The 19,686-nt window shown below is 52.6% G+C and carries 21 protein-coding genes; 20 read left to right on the forward strand and 1 reads right to left on the reverse strand.

From position 1 onward, the window contains the following. The first annotated feature begins 37 nt into the window (after positions 1-37). The 17 genes from ACSEXS_RS01785 (at position 38) to ACSEXS_RS01865 (ending at position 16,006) form a co-directional block, all read left to right on the forward strand. Positions 38-388, forward strand: a complete 351-nt coding sequence (locus ACSEXS_RS01785; RefSeq protein WP_438431471.1) for a winged helix-turn-helix transcriptional regulator — start codon at positions 38-40, stop codon at positions 386-388. Between the two features lie 312 nt (positions 389-700). Next, entirely contained in the window at positions 701-1,702 is a 1,002-nt protein-coding gene (locus ACSEXS_RS01790; protein ID WP_438433060.1) for a phosphotransferase enzyme family protein, read from the forward strand. Between the two features lie 105 nt (positions 1,703-1,807). After that, entirely contained in the window at positions 1,808-2,809 is a 1,002-nt protein-coding gene (locus ACSEXS_RS01795; protein WP_438431472.1) for a tRNA dihydrouridine synthase, read from the forward strand. Next, on the forward strand, positions 2,791-3,360 hold the full coding sequence (locus ACSEXS_RS01800; protein WP_438431473.1) for an SF0329 family protein: 570 nt from the start codon (positions 2,791-2,793) through the stop codon (positions 3,358-3,360). The genes ACSEXS_RS01795 and ACSEXS_RS01800 overlap by 19 nt, the downstream gene beginning before the upstream one ends. Positions 3,361-3,559: 199 nt before the next feature. Beyond that, positions 3,560-4,135, forward strand: a complete 576-nt coding sequence (locus tag ACSEXS_RS01805; RefSeq protein ID WP_438431474.1) for an RNA polymerase sigma factor — start codon at positions 3,560-3,562, stop codon at positions 4,133-4,135. A gap of 195 nt (positions 4,136-4,330) precedes the next feature. After that, complete coding sequence (locus ACSEXS_RS01810; protein WP_438431475.1) at positions 4,331-4,732, forward strand: hypothetical protein; 402 nt, start codon at positions 4,331-4,333, stop codon at positions 4,730-4,732. Positions 4,733-4,887: 155 nt separating this feature from the next. Continuing rightward, on the forward strand, positions 4,888-5,943 hold the full coding sequence (locus ACSEXS_RS01815) for a beta-glucanase/beta-glucan synthetase (RefSeq protein WP_438431476.1): 1,056 nt from the start codon (positions 4,888-4,890) through the stop codon (positions 5,941-5,943). Between the two features lie 14 nt (positions 5,944-5,957). After that, positions 5,958-7,166, forward strand: coding sequence for a transcriptional regulator (locus tag ACSEXS_RS01820; protein WP_438431477.1), 1,209 nt, complete (start codon positions 5,958-5,960; stop codon positions 7,164-7,166). A gap of 15 nt (positions 7,167-7,181) precedes the next feature. Continuing rightward, positions 7,182-8,054 carry an ABC transporter ATP-binding protein gene (locus ACSEXS_RS01825; RefSeq protein WP_438431478.1) on the forward strand — a complete coding sequence of 291 codons (873 nt, stop codon included), beginning with the start codon at positions 7,182-7,184 and terminating at the stop codon, positions 8,052-8,054. Next, positions 8,048-9,298, forward strand: coding sequence for an ABC transporter permease (locus tag ACSEXS_RS01830; protein WP_438431479.1), 1,251 nt, complete (start codon positions 8,048-8,050; stop codon positions 9,296-9,298). Before ACSEXS_RS01825 ends, ACSEXS_RS01830 begins: the two co-directional genes overlap by 7 nt. Continuing rightward, entirely contained in the window at positions 9,252-11,309 is a 2,058-nt protein-coding gene (locus ACSEXS_RS01835; RefSeq protein ID WP_438431480.1) for a DUF5050 domain-containing protein, read from the forward strand. Before ACSEXS_RS01830 ends, ACSEXS_RS01835 begins: the two co-directional genes overlap by 47 nt. A gap of 287 nt (positions 11,310-11,596) precedes the next feature. Then, positions 11,597-12,592, forward strand: a complete 996-nt coding sequence (locus ACSEXS_RS01840) for a phosphotransferase (RefSeq protein ID WP_438431481.1) — start codon at positions 11,597-11,599, stop codon at positions 12,590-12,592. A 49-nt stretch (positions 12,593-12,641) separates the two neighbouring features. Beyond that, positions 12,642-13,055, forward strand: a complete 414-nt coding sequence (locus ACSEXS_RS01845; RefSeq protein WP_438431482.1) for a GNAT family N-acetyltransferase — start codon at positions 12,642-12,644, stop codon at positions 13,053-13,055. Positions 13,056-13,107: 52 nt separating this feature from the next. Next, positions 13,108-13,857: a peroxide stress protein YaaA gene (yaaA, locus tag ACSEXS_RS01850; RefSeq protein ID WP_438431483.1), complete on the forward strand. Its 750-nt coding sequence runs from the start codon at positions 13,108-13,110 to the stop codon at positions 13,855-13,857. 25 nt (positions 13,858-13,882) lie between these two features. Beyond that, complete coding sequence (locus ACSEXS_RS01855; RefSeq protein ID WP_438431484.1) at positions 13,883-14,491, forward strand: class I SAM-dependent methyltransferase; 609 nt, start codon at positions 13,883-13,885, stop codon at positions 14,489-14,491. Positions 14,492-14,571: 80 nt separating this feature from the next. Then, positions 14,572-15,207: a TetR/AcrR family transcriptional regulator gene (locus ACSEXS_RS01860; RefSeq protein WP_438431485.1), complete on the forward strand. Its 636-nt coding sequence runs from the start codon at positions 14,572-14,574 to the stop codon at positions 15,205-15,207. After that, positions 15,200-16,006 carry a CPBP family intramembrane glutamic endopeptidase gene (locus ACSEXS_RS01865; RefSeq protein ID WP_438431486.1) on the forward strand — a complete coding sequence of 269 codons (807 nt, stop codon included), beginning with the start codon at positions 15,200-15,202 and terminating at the stop codon, positions 16,004-16,006. The genes ACSEXS_RS01860 and ACSEXS_RS01865 overlap by 8 nt, the downstream gene beginning before the upstream one ends. Positions 16,007-16,010: 4 nt before the next feature. On the opposite strand, the gene ACSEXS_RS01870 is transcribed toward ACSEXS_RS01865, so the two are convergent. Continuing rightward, positions 16,011-16,499 carry a DinB family protein gene (locus ACSEXS_RS01870; protein WP_438431487.1) on the reverse strand — a complete coding sequence of 163 codons (489 nt, stop codon included), beginning with the start codon at positions 16,497-16,499 and terminating at the stop codon, positions 16,011-16,013. Between the two features lie 179 nt (positions 16,500-16,678). Here ACSEXS_RS01870 and ACSEXS_RS01875 point away from each other — a divergent pair, with 179 nt between their 5' ends. From ACSEXS_RS01875 to ACSEXS_RS01885, 3 genes are all read left to right on the forward strand, one after another. Further along, positions 16,679-18,316, forward strand: a complete 1,638-nt coding sequence (locus tag ACSEXS_RS01875; RefSeq protein WP_438431488.1) for a S41 family peptidase — start codon at positions 16,679-16,681, stop codon at positions 18,314-18,316. Between the two features lie 90 nt (positions 18,317-18,406). Beyond that, positions 18,407-19,114, forward strand: coding sequence for a DNA alkylation repair protein (locus ACSEXS_RS01880; protein ID WP_438431489.1), 708 nt, complete (start codon positions 18,407-18,409; stop codon positions 19,112-19,114). 12 nt (positions 19,115-19,126) lie between these two features. Next, positions 19,127-19,666 carry a GNAT family N-acetyltransferase gene (locus tag ACSEXS_RS01885; RefSeq protein ID WP_438431490.1) on the forward strand — a complete coding sequence of 180 codons (540 nt, stop codon included), beginning with the start codon at positions 19,127-19,129 and terminating at the stop codon, positions 19,664-19,666. Positions 19,667-19,686 lie beyond the last annotated feature (20 nt).

A 19,686-nucleotide genomic window follows, 5' to 3' on the forward strand; every position in this document is an offset into this window, starting at 1 on the left:
TTACCTTAAGGTAAGTACTTGGATGGAGGGTTGCTTCGTGAAGGAATACAAACTGGGGATCGAAGCCACGCTTGAAATCATCGGCGGCAAATGGAAGGCTCTCATCATCTGCTTCCTGATGACCGGCGTCAAGAGAACTGGCGAATTGCAGCGTGAGATCAGCGGCATTTCCCAAAAGGTTCTGATCCAGCAGCTTCGCGAGCTCGAAAGGGATGGACTCGTCTACCGGCATGTGTACCAGCAGATGCCGCCAAAGGTTGAATACAGCCTTACGGAATATGGGGTTACCGCCAATCGGATTGTGGATGTGATGTGTGCATGGGGAAAAGACAACATTAAACGAAGGCAGGATCAAGGAGAAGATATCGTTTTACTGGAGGATACCTAAACGAGGCTTGGGAGAGAAGCGATTAAACCGGCGGAGCATGTTTGGTTTTCGAATCGGGGTAATATCGCTAATGTCGCTTTCACTCATACAACCACCTCCTAAGAAAATACAAATTTTCTCCGCTTGTAGCTCATTATACTAAACCTTGCCGCGATTCAAACCCTCCATTTTCCAGGGGGAATCCGGGATCAAAGGCGAACGCTTCGCTTCTTCACGACCTTCCTCTTCTCCGACGTTCTTTTGTTCAATCTATATATCCAGAGAATCTATTGTTCGGTTTGTCCTTATAGAGGAGGTGCTGTTGGTTTGGATATGTTCCCGTTGCTTCAAACCTCAATTAAGCAATATGGATTAAATCCCGGCAGTCTAACCATTGAAAAGGAGCTTAATCCTACTAGCGGGCATGGAGATTTACATTATAAAATTCAGGTGGATAACCAATTTTATTCAGCAAGATGGATGAGCAATAAACGCTATGAAACGGAGGCGTTTATTCAGGTGACGGATGAAGTTTTGACGGAACAAATGCGTTTTTGTAAGTTCGTTCGTCATTCGGGAATCCCTTTTATGAAACAGGTGTTAACGGTGAAGGAGGAACCCTTTACCGTCGTAAACCAAGCGGACAAAGAATGGAGGTTCGTTCTGTTTGAGTGGATAGAAGGGGAACACCTCACTCATTGTACGGACTCCATCGCAAATAAAATGGGTGCTTTTGCCCGAAAGATGCATAATGTATCAACGAAATTCGAAACTTCCGTTTTTCCTAAACAGCCACATCATAAGGGGTACGACCATTTTTCCACGTTACTCCGTCATCATGCAGAATCGTCGGGTTCTTCGCCATCCACTAATGAATTATTAACCAGCTATTTTAACGAAATGGAATATCATCTGAAAAAAGCCAGGACGGATTCTTATGACTACCTCGTTCAATCGGACCTTAATCCCCTAAATATCCTTTGGAATGAGAACGGGGATATTATCGGCGTTGTCGATTTCGAATCCATAACCTACACGGATCGAGTGGAGGGGCTAGCCTGGCTAGTTAAATGGTACTCGAGAACTCATGGACTCGGATCGCACGAAATGTCTCCAACGCTTGCAAAAACTGTACTGCGGGGATATGGCGCTGAAGAATGGCTCTCACCAAACGATTTCGAAAGGCTCCCTTCCTTGTTGTGGTTGACGGGTTGTTTGAATTGGAATTTTACAGCCAAGGCAATCGAGTTGCTTAAGAACAAGGAAGACGCTCTTCTGAACGAACATTTGATCACGTATTTTAAGCGAGGAGAAATCCTGCTTTCCCTCCTATGAGGGCCATCCCCGCCGGCCATTGACATATCCTGCCGTTTGATTCGGGCTGCTTCCCCATGTTATAAGTGAAGATAAAGATTGTCCTGTATAGAGAGGTTACCTGAGATGAAACATAATTTTTGGCGTGAGTTGCAGCGCCCTTTTTTTATACTGGCTCCCATGGAAGATGTGACGGATGTGGTGTTTCGTCATGTAGTAAGCGAAGCGGGCAGACCGGATGTGTTTTTTACGGAATTTGCGAACACCGAGAGCTACTGTCACCCGGAGGGAAACCATAGCGTTCGCGGGCGGTTGACGTATACCGAGGATGAACAGCCCATGGTCGCCCATATCTGGGGAGACAAGCCGGAGTACTTTCGTCAGATGAGCATCGGTATGGCAAAGGAAGGGTTTAAAGGCATTGATATCAATATGGGCTGTCCGGTTGCGAATGTGGCGGAGAACGGGAAGGGAAGCGGCCTGATCTGCCGACCCGAAATTGCAGCCGATATCATTCAGGCTGCGAAAGCGGGGGGGCTGCCGGTTAGTGTAAAAACCAGACTCGGCTTTAGCGACGTCGGCGAATGGCGCGGCTGGTTAACCCATATCCTGCAGCAGGACATTGTGAATCTAACCATCCATCTGCGAACCCGAGAGGAAATGAGCAAAGTGGACGCTCACTGGGAGCTGATTCCGGAGATTAAGCGGCTACGGGATGAGGTCGCGCCGGATACTCTGCTGACCATTAACGGAGATATCCCCGACCGGCAGACCGGCCTTCGGCTCGCGGAGCAATACGGTGTGGATGGCATCATGATCGGACGCGGTATTTTTCAGAATCCGTTTGCTTTCGAGAAGGAACCGAAGGCTCACAGCAGGAAAGAGCTGCTTGATTTGCTGCGGCTGCATCTGGATCTCCATGATCGCTATTCCGCTTTGGAATCCCGTTCGTTTGGGCCGCTTCCCCGTTTCTTTAAGATCTACGTCCGCGGATTTAAGGGAGCGAGTGAATTACGAAATCACTTAATGAACGCCAAATCAACCCATGAAGTGCGCGCATGGCTCGATGAGTTTGAAAGACTGGAGCCGGATGGCACGGAGGAACATCCATGTCCTGGAGCAAATTGAAGCAGCAGTTGGATAGCTTTCTAAGCCCTGCGTTAAAAGAAAGGGTGGAATATCGCGCGCCCGCTTATCGGTATTGGGCGGATAAGCCCGGCACTTGTTATATCACCGTAGACAAAAAGAACGTGCTCAATCTGAGCGATAAGGCGAACTCGATAAAATGGTATCCAACCGAGCTGGACATTAAGCATGATCCAGCTATCCACCTGTCGATCAGCCGCGACGAAATCGAAGCGATCCGAGAAGAGCTGAAGGGGCCGGTGCCGGAGGATCGTCTATACGTCATTGCCCGCAACCGAAAGAGTACGGCACATGCAAAGGAGCTTATGGCGGCGCAGGCGGCACTAAGCAAATCGAATTTTATCGCTCAGGCGAATACGTTTTTAACGACCTCGTTAGAGAAAAGCCTGGAGAGCCAGGATATCCTGCTGAATATTCTGGCTTTGGTGGATAAACGGCTTGGGAAAAAGCGGATATTGGACATGTCCGACAAGATGAAAGTAAAACATCCAGCAGTTCAGTATTTTTATGAACTGCGGCGCAGCGCGTTGTGAAGTATGCTCGAATTAGGCCCGACTTCAACAGAATGGATTCGTTTTCAAGAGAACGCCCCGGGGCGTTCTCTTTTTTTGCTGTACATATTGCACATCCTCAACTTAATTGGAAAGTGTATACTAAAAAAGGAAACAAAAAAAGAATTAGTCTGAGTTTAGAAATTGAGGAACTGGCGACTGCAAAAAGGAGGAAATCAATATGGATGAGCTGATATGGGGGCTGTTTCGTAGCAATGTCAGGGAACTGGACGAATTTACTCAACGTAATTTGTTTTCGGCTTACAGGGAGCTTGTGTTTCCCTATATTCTCCTGATGCTTCATGACCGTCCTTTAACCGAAGACGTCCTACAGGAAGGCTTTATGAAAGCGATGAAATTTGGCCCAAAGGCAAAGGCCGATTCCAATATAAAGGCATGGCTTATCCAGGTTACCCGCAGAACTGCGATCGATTTTATTAGAGTAAATAAAAAGTACCGCCTGGTTTTTGATATAGATTCCGTTGTTCTCTACGAGGGAAGCGAGCTATGGAATTCAACCTACGAGGCCGTTGAAAGAACCATGCAAAAGGAGCTGCTGCTCGAATCGCTCAACGAGCTTCCGCTCCATCAACGCATTATTTTATCCATGCGCTATGTGGAGAACATGTCCTACAAAGAAATTGCCAGGGAGCTGGACATTAATGAACCGGCATTAGGCAAACGAATCGAAAGGGCCAAAAAGACATTGGCCAACTTATTCGCCGGAAAGTGGGGGGAAGCCCATGAAATCGAGTAAATCAAGGAAAAGTGGACGTCCAAGAACAATTTTTATTATTTTTCTCAAATCCTGTCATAAATCATCAAGTTAACCCGTTTATCTAGTAGCTGTCCAATCATGAAAGCACGATCCGGACATGAGGGGAGCGTAAGGGTTTTCCAGTCCAATGCTTTTGTATTCGACAAGCTGCCTATTCTACGAGGAGGGATTCCAATGAAGTTGGCTAAGAAATCTGCGGTTGGTGTTATTGCTTCTGTTGCATGCTTGGCGTTCTCTGTAAATGCGTTTGCAGGTACGGATATCAAAACCGTTTCGACAACGGGTTATGGAACGTTGACCGGTAAATTGGAATATGTATCCGGCAATCAGTACGCCATGTGGTATACCAACACGACGGCGAATCCGGATAATGCCTATCATACCATTACCGGCTCCCAACAGAACATCAGCGGAACCACGCTTCACTCTTTTTCCATGACCGGCGTAAGAGGCATTGGCGGGATCGGCCGAGGGGATGACTTATATCCGGGCGCATACGCATTTTATGGGACGCATGGCGTACAGGGCGGTACTACGTACTCCGCGTATGCCGCATACACCGTAACCCACACCTAAGAGGAATAGCATCCGCTTAGAGGAATCATCCGGAGCCAATGAAGCCAGCGCTCCCTCGTCGGAGCGCTGGCTTACTTATTCCGGGAGACGGGCTTGAACGATCGTCAAGGACCGATCGGGTAAGGACTGGAAATCAAGAGGGAGATGACAACAGGGTGAAAAAATCGGTTGGCTTCAAACGCATGGCGGTCCTCATCATGATGACACTTGCCATCATCGCGGGAGGATGCTCCCTGAACAAAACGGAAGACCCTCAGGATACGGCCGCTGCCAGCCAAAATCCATTTGAGAAGAATAAACCGCAAACCACCGTTCTGGGCACGATCGGCCATGGCTTCATCCATCTCCAGATGGATGGAAACGGGAAGGTCCTTCCTTTGGAATACAAGGGCGGCGAACTGAAAATTCCATACTCGGTGCGTGCTTCGGGGACAGCAAAGAATGTTGGTTTTTTTCTTTTTGTCGACGGAAAGGCGCAACCCTACAAACTGGATGAGAACGGCTCCTCCTATCAGTATATGCACCTCCTTCAATTGAAAGAGGATGATCAAGATACGCCGTTTACTTTCGTGTTTACCCCGGTCACCGGAAAACAAGGGGACACTTTGCAGCTCCGCGTCGCCAGCCTGTACAATCCGGGCTTTATACCAGACATGAAAACAACAAGCTCCTATGGAGGCTTTCAAACGACGTTGGAGGCCGGCAGGCCGCTTGTGTTCAAACAAGCTGCCGAGGCGGTTGATTTTGCTCCTTATGCGCTGCAAGGGGGGTTAAGTCATGTTCAGCTGTCCACCGCACCGGTGACCCAAGAGCTATTGGATAAGCACAGCATCGCGGAGACCGTGGACATCGATAAAATGGATAAAAACGTGTACAGCGATTTATATACGGATGGAGCCATCCGGCAGGACCACTTCCAGATCGGGAAGAACGGAAAGCTCCATGTGACCTTCCATCTGTTCGGCCATCCCGGAATGAAATATCGAAACACATTTTATGTGAATCATCGGGCGTTGGCCAGCGAAGAGGGCGTGTCCTTTGAAACGGAACTGACGAAGGGAAATGCCTCTGTTATAGAAGCCGACATCGAGCTGGAGAAGCTGGAGGATTTCAATACCTTTTATGTCGTCTCGGTTCCCCTCAACGCGGATGATTTTCCCGATGATGTCGTGGTCTTAATGAAGACCCCTTCCTTGCTGCTCTATAAGTGATGGGGGAAATCGAGATGAGGCGATTGAAGCTCTTGGGCATGGCCCTTATTCTCTCCGGGCTGCTCGCCGGATGCGCACAGCCGGAAGGGAAGTCCGCACCGGCGACGGCGAAGTCGACGGTTGAAGCGGCTCCTTCTGTTCACACCGACGCTCCTCCTGAATCTGCTCCTCCATTGAAATTGCCCCTGGAAGAGATACAGGGACATATCAAGAATGTCCATTATGCGGACGAAGACCATGTGCTGATCGCGGCGGACAAGCTGTATCTGTATGATTTCGCGACAGGGCGGATTATAGCGGAAACGTCGGACGAAGGAATTCAATCGATCCACAGGGGAGAGGATGGCTACGAGGCGGTTCGGGCGACCTTCGATCCCGTAAGCAAAAGCGGGGGAGGAATCGCGGGCGGCGCCCCTGCATACAGCATGATTTTCTACGACTCCGGTCTGGTTAAGCAATCGGAATTCAGTCCGCGTTCCCTGCTAAGCGAGGAAGAACGGATGATTTCTCCTGAATCCATCGCGTTCTCGGCAGATGGCAAACGGGCAGCTTATGCTACGGATCAAGGGCTCTATCTGTATGACTTCAAGAAGGAGCAACAGACAACGCTCATCGATTTAGGGCAGACGGATCTTGCGAATCTTAAGAAGCGTTCCGGGATTGTCGCATTTGAACGGCTTGGCTTTACGAATGAGGACCGGGACTTGGCTTTTACGGCGCAAAGCTTTGATATTCCGCCAATCGACGGCAAGTCGTCCTTTTCGACTTGCGGCACCGTTCATGGGGATGGCAGCAGCTTAACCAACCAAACCTTCGAGTCGTTTTCGTGCCGGGAATTAATCAACTACGATAAGGTTGTCCTTTTCGCCGAGGATTTGGATTTTACCGCCCCTTCGGGAAAACTGCTGGTTATGAAGATGCCCGGCGGGAAACCGAAGTTTCTTTCCTTGACCGAAGCAGGCGAAAGCCGATTTGTCTCCGGCTCCGATAAGGGCGGCTCTTTCGCGACTGCGCTCGCCGATCGGACCGATTGGAAGGTACGGATCTATGATACGAACACCGGCAAGCTTGAGAAGGAGCTGCGAATTCCGAACGATGGAGATAAGCGTTATATGGCTCAAGTCCCCATCGTTAAACTCTTGGATGAGAAACGGCTTTATATCGTATTGGTAGGGGCAAAAAGCCCGGATGTTCAAACCAACGTGGTGATGGGCCAGTTTTAAGAGGAGTGAGCACCGATGAAGGTCGCCTTTAAAGAGATTTCGAAACAATATAAAGGGAAGTTTGCCCTGCAGAATTTTTCCGCAGAGCTGGAAAATGGCGTCTATGGACTCTTAGGGACGAACGGCGCCGGGAAGACAACGCTCCTCAATATTTTCGTCGGTATTCTGAAAAGCGATCAAGGGCAGGTGCTGATCGATGGGGTGGATGCGCGAAGCTTGGGGAACCAATTCTTATCCCATATCGGTTATTTGCCGCAGTTCCCGCAATTCTATAAGAACTTTGAAGTGATGGATTTTCTCAACTACATGTGCGTCTTGAAGGAAATTCCCCGGCAACAAGGGGAGAAGCGGGCGAAGGAGCTGCTGGAGACCGTCAATTTGAGCGGCGCCGCGAATAAAAAAATCGGCGCTTTGTCCGGAGGGATGCGCCAGAGGGTCGGAATTGCGCAAGCGATGCTGGGCGATCCGGATATCTTGATCTTGGATGAACCGACCGCGGGACTGGACCCTCAGGAACGAATTCGCTTCCGCAATCTCATTACCAAGTTCTCCGAGAATCGGATCGTTCTGCTTGCGACCCACATTGTTTCGGATATCGAGTTTATCGCCAACCAGGTTATTTTGCTCAAAGACGGGCATCTGCTTAAACAGGGTACGCCTCAAGCGCTTGTGGATAGCATGAAGGGAAAAGTATGGCATGTCGCGGCAACGGACCGAATGGTGGACGAGAAGCTCCAGCGGCTTAGAATCAGCAATATGCTGCGGGAGCAGGATAAAATCCTTCTGCGGGTGATAGACGATGAGAAACCCGACGATCAGGCAGAGAGCGTACCGGCCAATCTGGAGGATGTTTTTCTCTACTATATCGGAGAGGGCGAACCATGGTGAGGCTGGTTGGCTTTGAATGGCGCAAGCATTTTCGCAAGAGGTCGCTCCTTGTGGCCTTACTGCTGTTTTCTGTCCTGAATGTCGTCAAAATAGACAGCGTACACGAAAGAGATTCCATGCTGGCAAACCCGGGCTGGAAGGAGCTGTATTGGCAGAAGTACGCCGAATTCGGCGGGACGATCACGAATGACAAAATAGAGAAGCTGATGGCTATCTATTGGCCGCTTAATGAGCAGGTGGGCCAACGGACGACAAGCACCGAATATCGGACTCCGGATACCTCTTTGTCCAATGTCTACGAGGATTGGAACTTCTTTCGGCTTAACTACGTTCAGCCGATGAAGTATGCATATGAATACCAGGCATACGCCCAGGGCGTCGTCCGCGCAGCCAGGGAAAATATAGCGTTCTATAACTCGCTTGGCAATTCATATGAGAGCAGGAAGAATGCAGCGATTGCGAAGCTGTTTCGGGGACGGTCCATCCCGAGCTTGGCCTATACGGAAATGTATCAACATTATGTGGGGTATGATTTTTCGGGGCTGTTCGTGCTGTTGATTTGCCTGTATGGCTTAATGAGCGTTGTTCTGTACGACAAGGAAACGGAAATGGATCGTTTGCTCCTGACGACCAAGGCAGGAGGAGGCGCGTCCCTTCGGGCGAAGCTGATCGCCGCCGCTTTGTTTGTATCGGGGGTTTCCCTCTGGTTTTGGTTATTGGACTTTGTTGCCTTTTCGGCGCTGTTCGACTCGTGGGGCGCCGCTTCTTCTCCCTTGTTTCAGCTTGAAGATTTTATCCACGCCGCCCTAAACGTGAGTCTGGGACAATACGCTATCCTGTCGGCACTCGTGAAGACGGCGGGATTGCTTGTGTTTGCCTTGGCATTCTTGCTCCTATCGAGCTTGTTCCGAAACGCGCGCATTCCGTTTATTGTCGGGTTGTCGCTTTCGTTGGTTTGTATTTACGTGGAGGAAGTGTACATGGGCTCGGGACGGGTCTGGATCAAAGTCATGAATCCGTTTGTGCTGTTGGTTAACCGAGAACTATTTCGAAAGCTGGAGTTTGTTTCAGTGGCCGGTTTTCCCCTCCCCAGCTATATCGCGGCCTTGTTGGCGGCGGCCGTCTGGGGAGCCTTGCTTCTTACCGGCATTTGGATCGCTGCCCGGAAGAATGTGTTGAGGAAGGGGGGAGAGAAGCGTGTCCATCTGGAAGTACGAAATGAAAAAAATGCTTTTCCATCATAAAGGGGCTTGGTTGATCGGTCTGTATTTCATCTTGAGCATGGCATCCCTGGCCATTCTGGATAAACCCGCCAACCCGGATATGGAGTTGAATCGTTCCGAGTATCAGTTCTACCTCCATCAGGTTCAGGGTCCCTACTCGGAAGCAACCGGGTCTTTTTTTTCAAAAGAAGCGGCCAGGATTTCGGATGCGAAGGTTGCCTTGCAAAGAATAACGGACAACTTCTATGACGGGGAGATCGGAGAGCAAGAGTTCCTGACTCAATCCGAAACCCTGGCGAACCTTCTGAAGAACGAAACCGGGTTTAAACTGGCTTACAAGCAGTACGTCTATGTGCGTGAGCATCCGGATCAGCGCGATTTTCTCTATACCAATGGCTGGGATGGGCTGCTCTCCAACGACAGCCTGGATCTCCTGTTTGTGCTGTTGGTTTTGCTTCTCGTTGCCCCGATGTTTTGCTATGAGTTTGAAAGCAGGATGGATGCGCTCCTTCTTACCGTCAAAAAAGGCTCCAAACCGCATACCTTAAGCAAAATCGGCTTGGCGTTTGCGACGGTCGGTCTGCTTTGTTTTCTGAGCGCCGGCTTGCGATATGGCTTCTACGCTTTTAAATACGGCTTAGGCAACGGTAACTATTCCTTAGAGAGCTTGTCCTTCTTTGGTACGTCGACCAAAGAGGTGACTCTGCTTCAAGCCTTCTTAGGGATAACGGCAAGCAAACTCGCGGGTAGCCTCTGTTTTGCCGTAGGGGTCCTGTTTGCTTCGGTTTGCTTGAAGAAATATGCCATCACCTTGTTTGCTTGCACGGCGGTCGTGCTGTTGCCTTACTATGGACTGCCCTTGGAATCGACTAAGTATTTCTTGCCGGGACCGCTTGGGTTCATGGTGGCAACGGGCTATTTCCGCGGGAACGAGTTCAAGCCCAATTCGTGGAAGGCTCAGATGGATCTGGTGTTCCGAGAGGTTTCCCTTCCAATGGGCAGCGTGGTTTTTGCCATTACCTTTGGTCTTTGCGCAGCCATGCTCGTGGTGATCCTGCGTAAGCGATCCAATGGGTGGATAACAAAACGGCGAACACCTATCGGGAGAAGACTGCCGTTTACGTTGCTTCTCCTCGGTGTGACGGCCTCCCTGCTGGTTGGCTGCGGCTCATCCAAGGGTAATCGGGTGGACGTTGCGTATAACTACGCTTCCAGGCAGTCGTTTCAACAGGATAAGGTTCGAATTTATATGGACCCCAAGGAATTGGAGCTTGGGAAGAATCAGATTGTCTTCGAGGATCAAGCGAGCGGAGAGAAGCATAACCTGGTCCGCGATCCTCTGACCTCGTTGACCCGAATAGAGGGAGCCCTTTTTGGAGAGGGCACGCATGTCTATTACATGAAATATGATTATGAAAAATCAGGCCTCCGAGAAGGGGTAACCCGGTTTTCCATTATAGGAGTCGATACCGCGAAGTTTAAGGAGACTATCATCTTCGAAAAGAAGCTAAGCGCCGATAAGGGTACGGTGTTGGGGCTTGTGAAAGGAAATGCCTACGTGGCAAGCTTCTATCTCACCGTGAGTGGCTTTTTTTTGGATGAAACCCATCTTTACCTCATAGGACAAGCGGATGGGCAAACGGATGGACAAACGGAAATCCGGCAAGTGAATCGTCGAACCGGAGCTGCGCGGGTTATTCTCCGAATTCCTGTGTTGAGAAGCCTGGCCTTTGACGGCCGAACGATTTATTATGTCGATGAGAGATCCCAGATCGCAAAGTATGATACCCAGATGGATACCCAGACCGTTATCCCCGGTCTGGTCACGAGAGACTTTATTTTGACCGATACGGAGCTATTCTACTTGAACCGCAAAGATCAACAGAAACTCTACGCGATGGATTTACGCGATTCAACCACCCGTCCGGTCACGCAGGTTCCCGTGTTGAGCTTCCACTATGATAAACCGTATATTACCTATATCGGGAAGCTGGACATGAAGGAAGAGCGGGTCCGGGTTGATCCGGATTAAGAACGTTAATAAACTGATCTTTGTAGAGCCGGCCCCTCCCCTTTTGATGGGAGGGGCCTTTTGCCTTGGGTCCATCCGTTGGATATACGAAGCATGGTCTCCCGGTACGACCATGAGCCAACTCGGACAATAGGGGATCAAACATGCGGGCCATCGCAAACTGACCGTGGAGCATAAAACTTCCATTATTAACAAATTGCGAACGCAGGGGTTCGCCGCTTCCGCAACGAATTAAGCAAGTGACCTTTAGGCATCGATCCTTGCGAATAAGGGAGTGGGGACGGACAGTGGAGTCGGGCACGAGAGAAGACCCAAGGAGAGTCTATCTTGAACTAAAAACCTATTGCGAAAATGAATTCGGTTTCCGTATCTTCCAAGCGACACCGATTAACCGGGGGTGGCTGAACCTCAAGTGGATATTGGAGACGGATCAAGGTACCTTTTTGTTGAAGGAATATAGCAAAGAAAGATTTAGACGGTATGATTCAAATCAAATCAAGACTACCTTGAACAGGCAACAGGAATTGCATGCCGAGGGCGTGGCCTGCCCGAAGCTGCTCACGAACGCAGGACGGGTCTTGCATGAAACGGACAACCATCGAAGATTCATCCTCATGGAATTTCGGAAAGGCAAAGTGGCAAAACCCGGTGAAGTTTGCGAAGCGCAAATGGTTGACCTGGGACGTCACACCGGAAGAATGCACCGGTTGTTAAATCGAGAGGTGCCAAAGCACCCGCCCGCGCCTCAATTCCTTCCGCCAAGCAAAGAATCCCGAGTAAGCCATTGGAACACGCTCTATCGGGAGGCGGAGAGGGATGGGAAACAGGGGCTGCTGCCTTTTGTCGAGCTTCAAATCAAGGCGACCGAAGCCTTGGATTTATCCATGCTGACGGCCTGTGAATGCGGCTGGGCCCATCGGGATTTGTGGGTGGATAATCTTCTGTTTGAGCAGGATCGCCTGTCGGCCATTTTGGACTTTGACCGGTTGAATTACGATTATCCGGAGCTGGATGTGGCAAGAGCGATCCTGTCGTGCTCCCTCTTAAAGGACGATTTTCAAGCAGGGAATGCGAGGGCCTTTTTGAGCGGATACCGAACCGAATGCGAGTTTCCCGTCGGGAAGTTCGTTAGGGCATTGCGGATGCTCTGGTACATGGAAAGCCCTTGGTGGATCACCAAGACGATGGACCAACACAGCGTTCCCCCGGCAAGGTTTGCCGAAGAGATGCTGTGGCTCGCAAAGTCTCACTTGGAGTTGGGAGAGATGGTTGGGGATTTGTAGCCGAAGAAAAGCCCGACATTCACCGAATATGGGCAACAAGGAGGACCGTATGACCTTATCCAAAATAACGCAAAGCACGAATGAGGAGAGTCAATATGTTCGAAACCGACTCATTGAATTTAATGCCGAGCACGTACCGAACGGGCGCTATGAGGAACTGAATCTATGCGTGAAGGACGATCGGGGAGAAATCGTTGCCGGATTGAACAGCGCCATTTGTTGGAACTGGCTGGAGATTGATATTCTATGGGTTCATCCCGGCTGCCGGGGACAAGGATACGGGAGAAGGCTCCTGGATGAGGCCGAACAAATAGCCAGAGAGAAAGACTGCTCCTTCATTCAATTAAATACGTTCAGCTTCCAAGCACCGGAGTTCTATAAAAAGCTCGGATATACCATCCTGGCCCGAATCGATAATGCCCCAAATCATTACCAACACTATTATATGATAAAAGAATTATAATACGGAGGTACCCCATTCAAGGGGAAGACTTAGAGTCGGCTGAGGGAGACACATGAGAATTCTGATATCGCCTGCCAAAAAAATGAAGACCGATAACGAGATGATGGCTTATCGCCGGCTGCCGCAATTTTTGAGCGAGTCGAACGTTCTGCTGGCCCTGGTCCGGCAGATGGACTATGCGGAAGCCAAGTCGCTGTGGAACTGCAACGACGCCATCGCCACGCTGAACGTGGAGCGGTTTCGGACGATGGACTTGACCCGCGGGCTGACACCAGCCCTGTTTGCTTATGAAGGCCTTCAGTACCAGCACATGGCGCCCGGGGTATTCGAAACGCGGGAACTGGACTATGTCGAACGGCATCTGCGGATTCTGTCCGGCTTTTACGGGCTGCTGCGCCCCTTCGACGGCGTGGTTCCGTACCGGCTGGAGATGCAAGCGAAGCTCGCCGGGCCCGGCTTCCGTTCGCTCTATGCCTTCTGGAACCGCAAGCTCGCCGATCAACTTCAGTCGGAGAGCGATTGCCTCGTGAATCTGGCCTCCAAGGAATACAGCAAATGCATCGCTCCGTATCTGGGCGAGAAGACCCGCATGGTCACATGCGTGTTCGGGCAGAGCGTAAACGGCAAGGTCGTAGAAAAAGGCACCCAGGTCAAGATGGCCCGCGGCGAGATGGTGCGCTTCATGGCGGAGCGGCAGATCGGCTCCGTGGAGGGAATCCGGGCGTTTGACCGGTTGAATTATCGGTTCGCCGAGGAACGCTCGGATGAATGCACGTACGTATTTCTCCAAGAATGCGGGTAACGGTGCAAACGAATAGGAGGCAATCATGGGAAACACCGACATCTTCGAACGGATGGCCGACGGGTACGACACGGCGGAGCGCATTCACGTCGCCAAGACGGCGGCGGAGGCCATCCGCGGTTATCTGATTGACGCCGATCAGAAGAATGCGATCGATTTCGGCTGCGGAACCGGTCTCGTCGGCCTGAACCTGCTGAACGAGTTTCGGCATATCCGGTTTGTGGACTCCTCGCAGAAGATGATCGACCGGATCAATCGGAAGCTCGCGGAGTTTGCCGTTCCGAACGCGGATGCTCTCTGCCTTGATCTTGAAAACGAAACCGGAACGGGCCTGCGCGCGGATTACATCTTCATGGCCCAGGTGCTGCTTCACATCCGGGATGTCGATGCGATCCTGACCCGCTTGTACGAGGCTCTGGCGGAGGGCGGGCATCTGCTGATCGTCGATTTCGACAAGAACGAAAACATCGTCTCCGATATGGTCCACAACGGCTTCGAGCAAGCCGAGCTGGCCGATCGGATGACCCAAATCGGGTATGCTTCCGTGCGGTCCGAGACGTTTTATTCCGGCAGCAGCCTGTTCATGAACCGGGATGCCTCGATGTTTATCCTGGATGCGCAAAAAGGGCGGTAGTCCTCCCCTTGAAAGAGTCATTGATGTCTCTTATAATAAGAGTCATCAATGACTCTTATTTAGTGAGGGAGCTGGTTACCGTGCCCAAGGTTTCCGACAAGCACCGGGAGGAACGCATAGGCGTCATTTTTCAGGCGGCTGAACAAGTCTTTCGCGAGAAGGGATATCAAGCGGCGACGATCCAGGACGTCATCGAGCGGTCGGGGGTCAGCCGCGGCGGGATTTATACGTACTTTCCGAACATGGAGCAGCTGTTTCTCGCGCTGCTGCAAGCCCAGGATGAACGAAGCCGGGCGGCGATGGCCGAGGCCGTTCGCCAGGGGGACCGCGCTTGGCCCGTCCTGGAATTGCTGATCCGCAGAACGGCGGAGGGGATTGCCGGCGTCTCCGGCAGCATGGCCCCGGCGATCTACGAGTATTTCTTCACCGAAGGCTGGCGAAATAAGGAGCATCTGCCCCTGCTGGAACGCAGAGTCGCGGCGACCGTCGACGCATTGACGGCGTTGATGCGGCGCGGCATGGCCGGCGGAGAATTCCGGGCCGATGCCGACCCGGACTTGATCGCGCGGACGCTCGTGTCCACGTTCGACGGGCTGATGCTTGCCGTCCTGCATTTCGGGGCGGAGGCGGCCCGGTTGAAGGAACAGACGGCCTTCATCATCGGGTATATCCACGCCGCGTTAACCTCAGGCGGGGAGGAGGCTCCGGATGCATGAATGGGTCTTCGTTCTTTGGAGGGTTGCGGCCGCCTGTCTTGTTTCCCTGGGATTGTCCTTGCTGGCAATGCTGACGGTGAAGCGGATCGGAGTCGATCTGAAGGACATGAACAGCCGGAGCAACCCCAAGGTCCTCGCCGTCGCCGGACTCTTTAACCTGCTGTTTCTTGCAGCCGTTGCCGTCCTCCTGCACATGGGCGACGGCGCCCCCTTCTCCGTTCTCGGGTTTGCCCTCACGGAGCGGAGCGTCGGCTTGGCGGCGGGAATGCTGGTCGGAACGCCGATTACAGCCTGCCTGTTCGTTATTGTTTTACAAAAGAACGGGACGGTTGCGGCTCGTCGCAATCCGGACTTCTGGAAATCGCTCCGCCGAGATCCGGTCCTGCCCTTGGCGTTCGCTGTTTTGTTCATAGCCGCCCTTCAAGAAGAGGTTCTGTTTCGGGGGTACTTTGCCTTCGCCATGCGCGCCTACGGTTGGGTGACGGTCATGCTCGTGTCCGCCTTGGCGTTTACGGCCTGGCACTTTCTCACAAACCGCGCTACGCTGTTTCAGACGCTGGACTGGTTATTGGGCGGCTTGATGCTGTTCTATGTCTACCATGCGACGGGGTCGGTGACGGCGGCGGCACTGGTTCACTTCAGCCGCAATGCGGCCAATGTCCTGATCTTCCATATCGCCGGCTCGGGCGGCTGGTGGCGCTTCGACAGGCCGATTCCTCCCTCCTGGAAAACCGGGTATACGCTTGTCCACTCCGTCCTGGCGGCGGGGCTGGCCTATTGGCTGTTCATCCCCTCCTGATTCATCAAGTCTCGGTCAAGTCGAATAATCCCCTGCCAATCACGTTTGCCGTGACCGGCGGCTTTCCAATTTCCCGCGACCAGACCGACAATTGGCCCATGTGGTGGATCTCGTGGGCAATGACATGCCGCATGACTTCGCCGAAGGTATGGGGTTCATGTTCCCCTTCATCCGTGATATCGACCATAATGCGGTTTTCCAGGCTGTCGTTCCACCCCCTGACGAAGGGGGCAATTTCCGCGTGGCAACGGGCGGAGAACTCCTTCACGAGCGGCAGACGGGCCACTTCCTCGAACGGCGGAATCTCAATCGTTTTTTGTTCAATGCCGCCGCAGATCCAGCCATATTCGACGGCGACAATGTGATACAACGTAGGAAGGATGTATCCTAAGCCGCCGATCCGTCGTTTCAGCAACTCTTCCTCGCTCACCGTCTCGCACCAGTTGAACCAATCCCTGCGAACTTGCCAATTGTACTCAAACAGCTTCAGCATGGCGGCAGCCTCCATTATGAATAGGATGATTCCATTGCCCCTTCATTATAGGACATCCCGCCTTCGAATGAAGGCGAATTTCGCGATTTGGCGGTAGCCGAATCGTAACAAATCTCTTAAGCGCATCTTCGCCAAATAGGATAAAATGACCATAACCGATGATTGAAGCGAGGATGATCATGAAGCAGAGTCCGCCGAAGAAGTGGAAGCATTCTCTTAAGAAGGGAGCACGCATCAGTGCAGGAGTGGCAGGCCGGTGTCTTCTCGTCATCGTCTTGTACGCGACTTACCAGGCCGCGCATCTCGAGTTGTGGAACCGAAACACGCCGAGCGGAGTGAAGGCGCTGACGAAGCAAGAGAAGCGGGAGGATTTCGAATATTTGACCCGCTATGTCCGGGACGTGTATCCCTATAACGACGCGATCGTGCGCCTGAAATCGCTCGAGGATCTACCATCCTTGGAGCAGAGCTACATCGAGAGGGCCGGTCTGACGGAGAGCAATGCCGAGTTTTTTCAACTGGTTTACGAGTACACGCAGCGCTTAAGACAGGGCGACGGCCACATCGGCGTTTATTTCGGAGGCTACCGCCCGGCGAACGATTCTTTTTTACAGGCTTATTTTTACAATATCAAGAAAAGCGCGTACCTCAAAATGGACTACTGGGGCAAGGAAGCGGCAACGTTCGGCTGGTATGCGTTTTCCAATGCGGATGTCGTCTACTCGGGCGGGAACTATGTTCTGAATCGGGAATATGCCTTCCCCGACATCACCCTGCCCGAAGGAACGGTCATCGAGAAGGTTGATGGCAAGCGGACGGACGAGTACGTGAACTCGCTGCAGAGCAAAACTCGACTGCTGTTCGATGCCGCTCTGAACAAGAATTTCATTGGCACGCTGTTCTCCATTGATTCGAATACCGGCTCCGATCATTGGACCGTCGATTTTCGGTTGAAGGACGGAACGGGGTATACCGGAAAGCTCATGAAACAAAGCGCAAGCGCCCAGGCGGAAAAGGGCCTGCGTTCCTCGGATTACCCGAATGCGGTTTGCCGGGAATTGGACGGGGAGACGGGATACATCAAAATTTTTACGTTCAACGGGCAGTACATTGAAAGCGATCATGCCATCCTCCAAAACTTCTTGAACGATTCCAAGGGGAAATACAAGAAACTCATAATCGATATTCGGGGCAATGAAGGCGGAGAGCTAACCTATTGGGGCGAGAACCTGGTCCGGCCGCTCCTTCGCGAGCCCAAGACCTTCGTGCAGTATTCCGCCGTGCGAAAAGGCTTCTTCGACCGGATGGGCTTCAAATACAACCTCTACCGGTGGGTAATGACAAACGATCTCCTGCAGAAGGACGTCTACCATATCGAACGGGTGGAGAAAGCCTCGCTTGCGGAATTCGACGAGAAGGACTGGAACGTGTTCAAGATCACCAAGCGGTTTACACCCCGGGACAGCGTTCCCTTCGACGGCAAAGTCTATATCCTGACGGACCGGGATACCTTCTCGGCCGGAGATTCCTTCGCCGCCGCCGCAAAAGGGATCAAGCTCGGGGAAGTCGTCGGGACCTCTACCGGCGGCAGCGGGAGCGCTTTTCTCGCACCGGTGGACATCGCTCTGCCGCACAGCGGGATTCTGCTCAAAATGAACGTCGAGCTGACCCTGACCGACCGAAATCAACCGAACCAGATCGTCGGAACGGCTCCCGATGTGGAGCTGCCCTCCGTATACCCGTCGGATACTCCACGAAGCCTCGAAACGGCCGATCTCTTGGCGGACCCCTGGATCAGCTGGGTGCGGGACCAATAGAGCGCCGCCCAGTTGCTTTTCTCCCCCCGGTTTGTCATTCTGGGAATCAAGCGCCGGCGGGAGCCGGCCCTGTCGAGAAGGAGGATGCGCATGGAATGGGATGACGTGATGCGGGAGCTGGAGGCGCTCGGGAAGGAACGCCTCAAGAAGATGTACCGGGCGAACGGCGCTCGCGAGCCGCTGTTCGGCGTAGCGACCGGCGAGATGAAGCCGCTGTTCAAGAAGATCGGGCTCAATCAAGCGCTCGCCGAGCGGCTGTATGCGACGGGCAATTACGATGCCATGTATTTCGCCGGCATTATCGCGGAGCCGAAGAAGATGACGGGAGAAGACTTCCAGCGTTGGATCGACGGCGCGTACTTCTACATGCTGTCCGATTTCGTGGTCGCCGTCACGCTGGCCGAAGCGGAGATCGCCCAGGAAGTCGCCGATGGCTGGATCGCCGGCGGCCAAGAGCTGAGCATGTCGGCGGGCTGGAGCTGCTACTGCTGGCTGCTCGGCAACCGCCCGGACCGCGAGTTCTCCGAGACGAAGATCGCCCGCTTGCTGGACGCGGTTCAATCGACGATCCACAGCGCTCCCGACCGCGCGAAATATTCGATGAACAACTTTCTCTACACCGTTGCCGTATCCTATGTGCCGCTCCATGACCGGGCGGTCGAGACGGCAAGGGCGGTTGGCCCGGTGGAGGTCGACGGAGACAAGCCCAAAAGCAAGGTCCTGCTTGCCTCCGAACGCATTCAAAAGGCGGCCGAGAAAGGGATGCTGGGGTTCAAACGCAAGCATGTCCGATGCTAGAGGAGGAGAATCATGCTTAGCTTTCATGCCCTGGAAGGGGATCGGATTCGGTTACGGCCGCTCGCGGTCGAAGACGCTCCGGCCGTCCACGACTATGCCTCGGACGAGCAGGTTTCCCGGTTTATCGGCTGGAGGCTCATGAGCCGCCCGGAGGAAACCGCTGCGTTCGTGGACACGATGCTGCAGCGGGAGGCAGCCGGCACCCATCGGTATGCCTCCATCGTCGAGAAATCGACTCAAACTGTGATCGGGACGGCGATGCTGTTTAACTTTGATCAGGAGGCCAACCGGGCGGAGCTGGGGTATGTCCTGCATCGGGGCTATTGGGGCAAGGGCTACGGAACCGAGTGCGTGGCGCTCGCGACCGGCTTTGCCTTCGACGTTCTGAAGCTCCATAAGCTCCAGGCGAGCGTGGTAGATGCCAACGTAGGCTCTGCCCGGGTTCTGGAGAAGAACGGGTATCGGCTGGAGGGACGGTTAACGGATCACTATTATCTGGAGGGCCGATATCTTGACGCATTGCTGTTCGGCCGAATTCAAGATCAAGGTTGAAATCAATGAAGGGGGACAAC

It is taken from the genome of Gorillibacterium terrae, from assembly GCF_051594785.1.
Classification (GTDB): Bacteria; Bacillota; Bacilli; order Paenibacillales; family NBRC-103111; genus Gorillibacterium.

Bases quoted from the DNA above. Each gene is read 5' to 3' on its own strand.
- ACSEXS_RS01880 (WP_438431489.1), top strand. From the start codon at position 18,407: ATGGAATGGGATGACGTGATGCGGGAGCTGGAGGCGCTCGGGAAGGAA.
- ACSEXS_RS01845 (WP_438431482.1), top strand. From the start codon at position 12,642: ATGACCTTATCCAAAATAACGCAAAGCACGAATGAGGAGAGTCAATAT.
- ACSEXS_RS01805 (WP_438431474.1), top strand. From the start codon at position 3,560: ATGGATGAGCTGATATGGGGGCTGTTTCGTAGCAATGTCAGGGAACTG.
- ACSEXS_RS01820 (WP_438431477.1), top strand. From the start codon at position 5,958: ATGAGGCGATTGAAGCTCTTGGGCATGGCCCTTATTCTCTCCGGGCTG.
- ACSEXS_RS01810 (WP_438431475.1), top strand. From the start codon at position 4,331: ATGAAGTTGGCTAAGAAATCTGCGGTTGGTGTTATTGCTTCTGTTGCA.
- ACSEXS_RS01825 (WP_438431478.1), top strand. From the start codon at position 7,182: ATGAAGGTCGCCTTTAAAGAGATTTCGAAACAATATAAAGGGAAGTTT.
- ACSEXS_RS01800 (WP_438431473.1), top strand. From the start codon at position 2,791: ATGTCCTGGAGCAAATTGAAGCAGCAGTTGGATAGCTTTCTAAGCCCT.
- ACSEXS_RS01885 (WP_438431490.1), top strand. From the start codon at position 19,127: ATGCTTAGCTTTCATGCCCTGGAAGGGGATCGGATTCGGTTACGGCCG.
- ACSEXS_RS01855 (WP_438431484.1), top strand. From the start codon at position 13,883: ATGGGAAACACCGACATCTTCGAACGGATGGCCGACGGGTACGACACG.
- ACSEXS_RS01870 (WP_438431487.1), bottom strand. From the start codon at position 16,499: ATGCTGAAGCTGTTTGAGTACAATTGGCAAGTTCGCAGGGATTGGTTC.
- ACSEXS_RS01790 (WP_438433060.1), top strand. From the start codon at position 701: ATGTTCCCGTTGCTTCAAACCTCAATTAAGCAATATGGATTAAATCCC.
- ACSEXS_RS01830 (WP_438431479.1), top strand. From the start codon at position 8,048: ATGGTGAGGCTGGTTGGCTTTGAATGGCGCAAGCATTTTCGCAAGAGG.
- ACSEXS_RS01865 (WP_438431486.1), top strand. From the start codon at position 15,200: ATGCATGAATGGGTCTTCGTTCTTTGGAGGGTTGCGGCCGCCTGTCTT.
- yaaA (WP_438431483.1), top strand. From the start codon at position 13,108: ATGAGAATTCTGATATCGCCTGCCAAAAAAATGAAGACCGATAACGAG.
- ACSEXS_RS01875 (WP_438431488.1), top strand. From the start codon at position 16,679: ATGAAGCAGAGTCCGCCGAAGAAGTGGAAGCATTCTCTTAAGAAGGGA.
- ACSEXS_RS01795 (WP_438431472.1), top strand. From the start codon at position 1,808: ATGAAACATAATTTTTGGCGTGAGTTGCAGCGCCCTTTTTTTATACTG.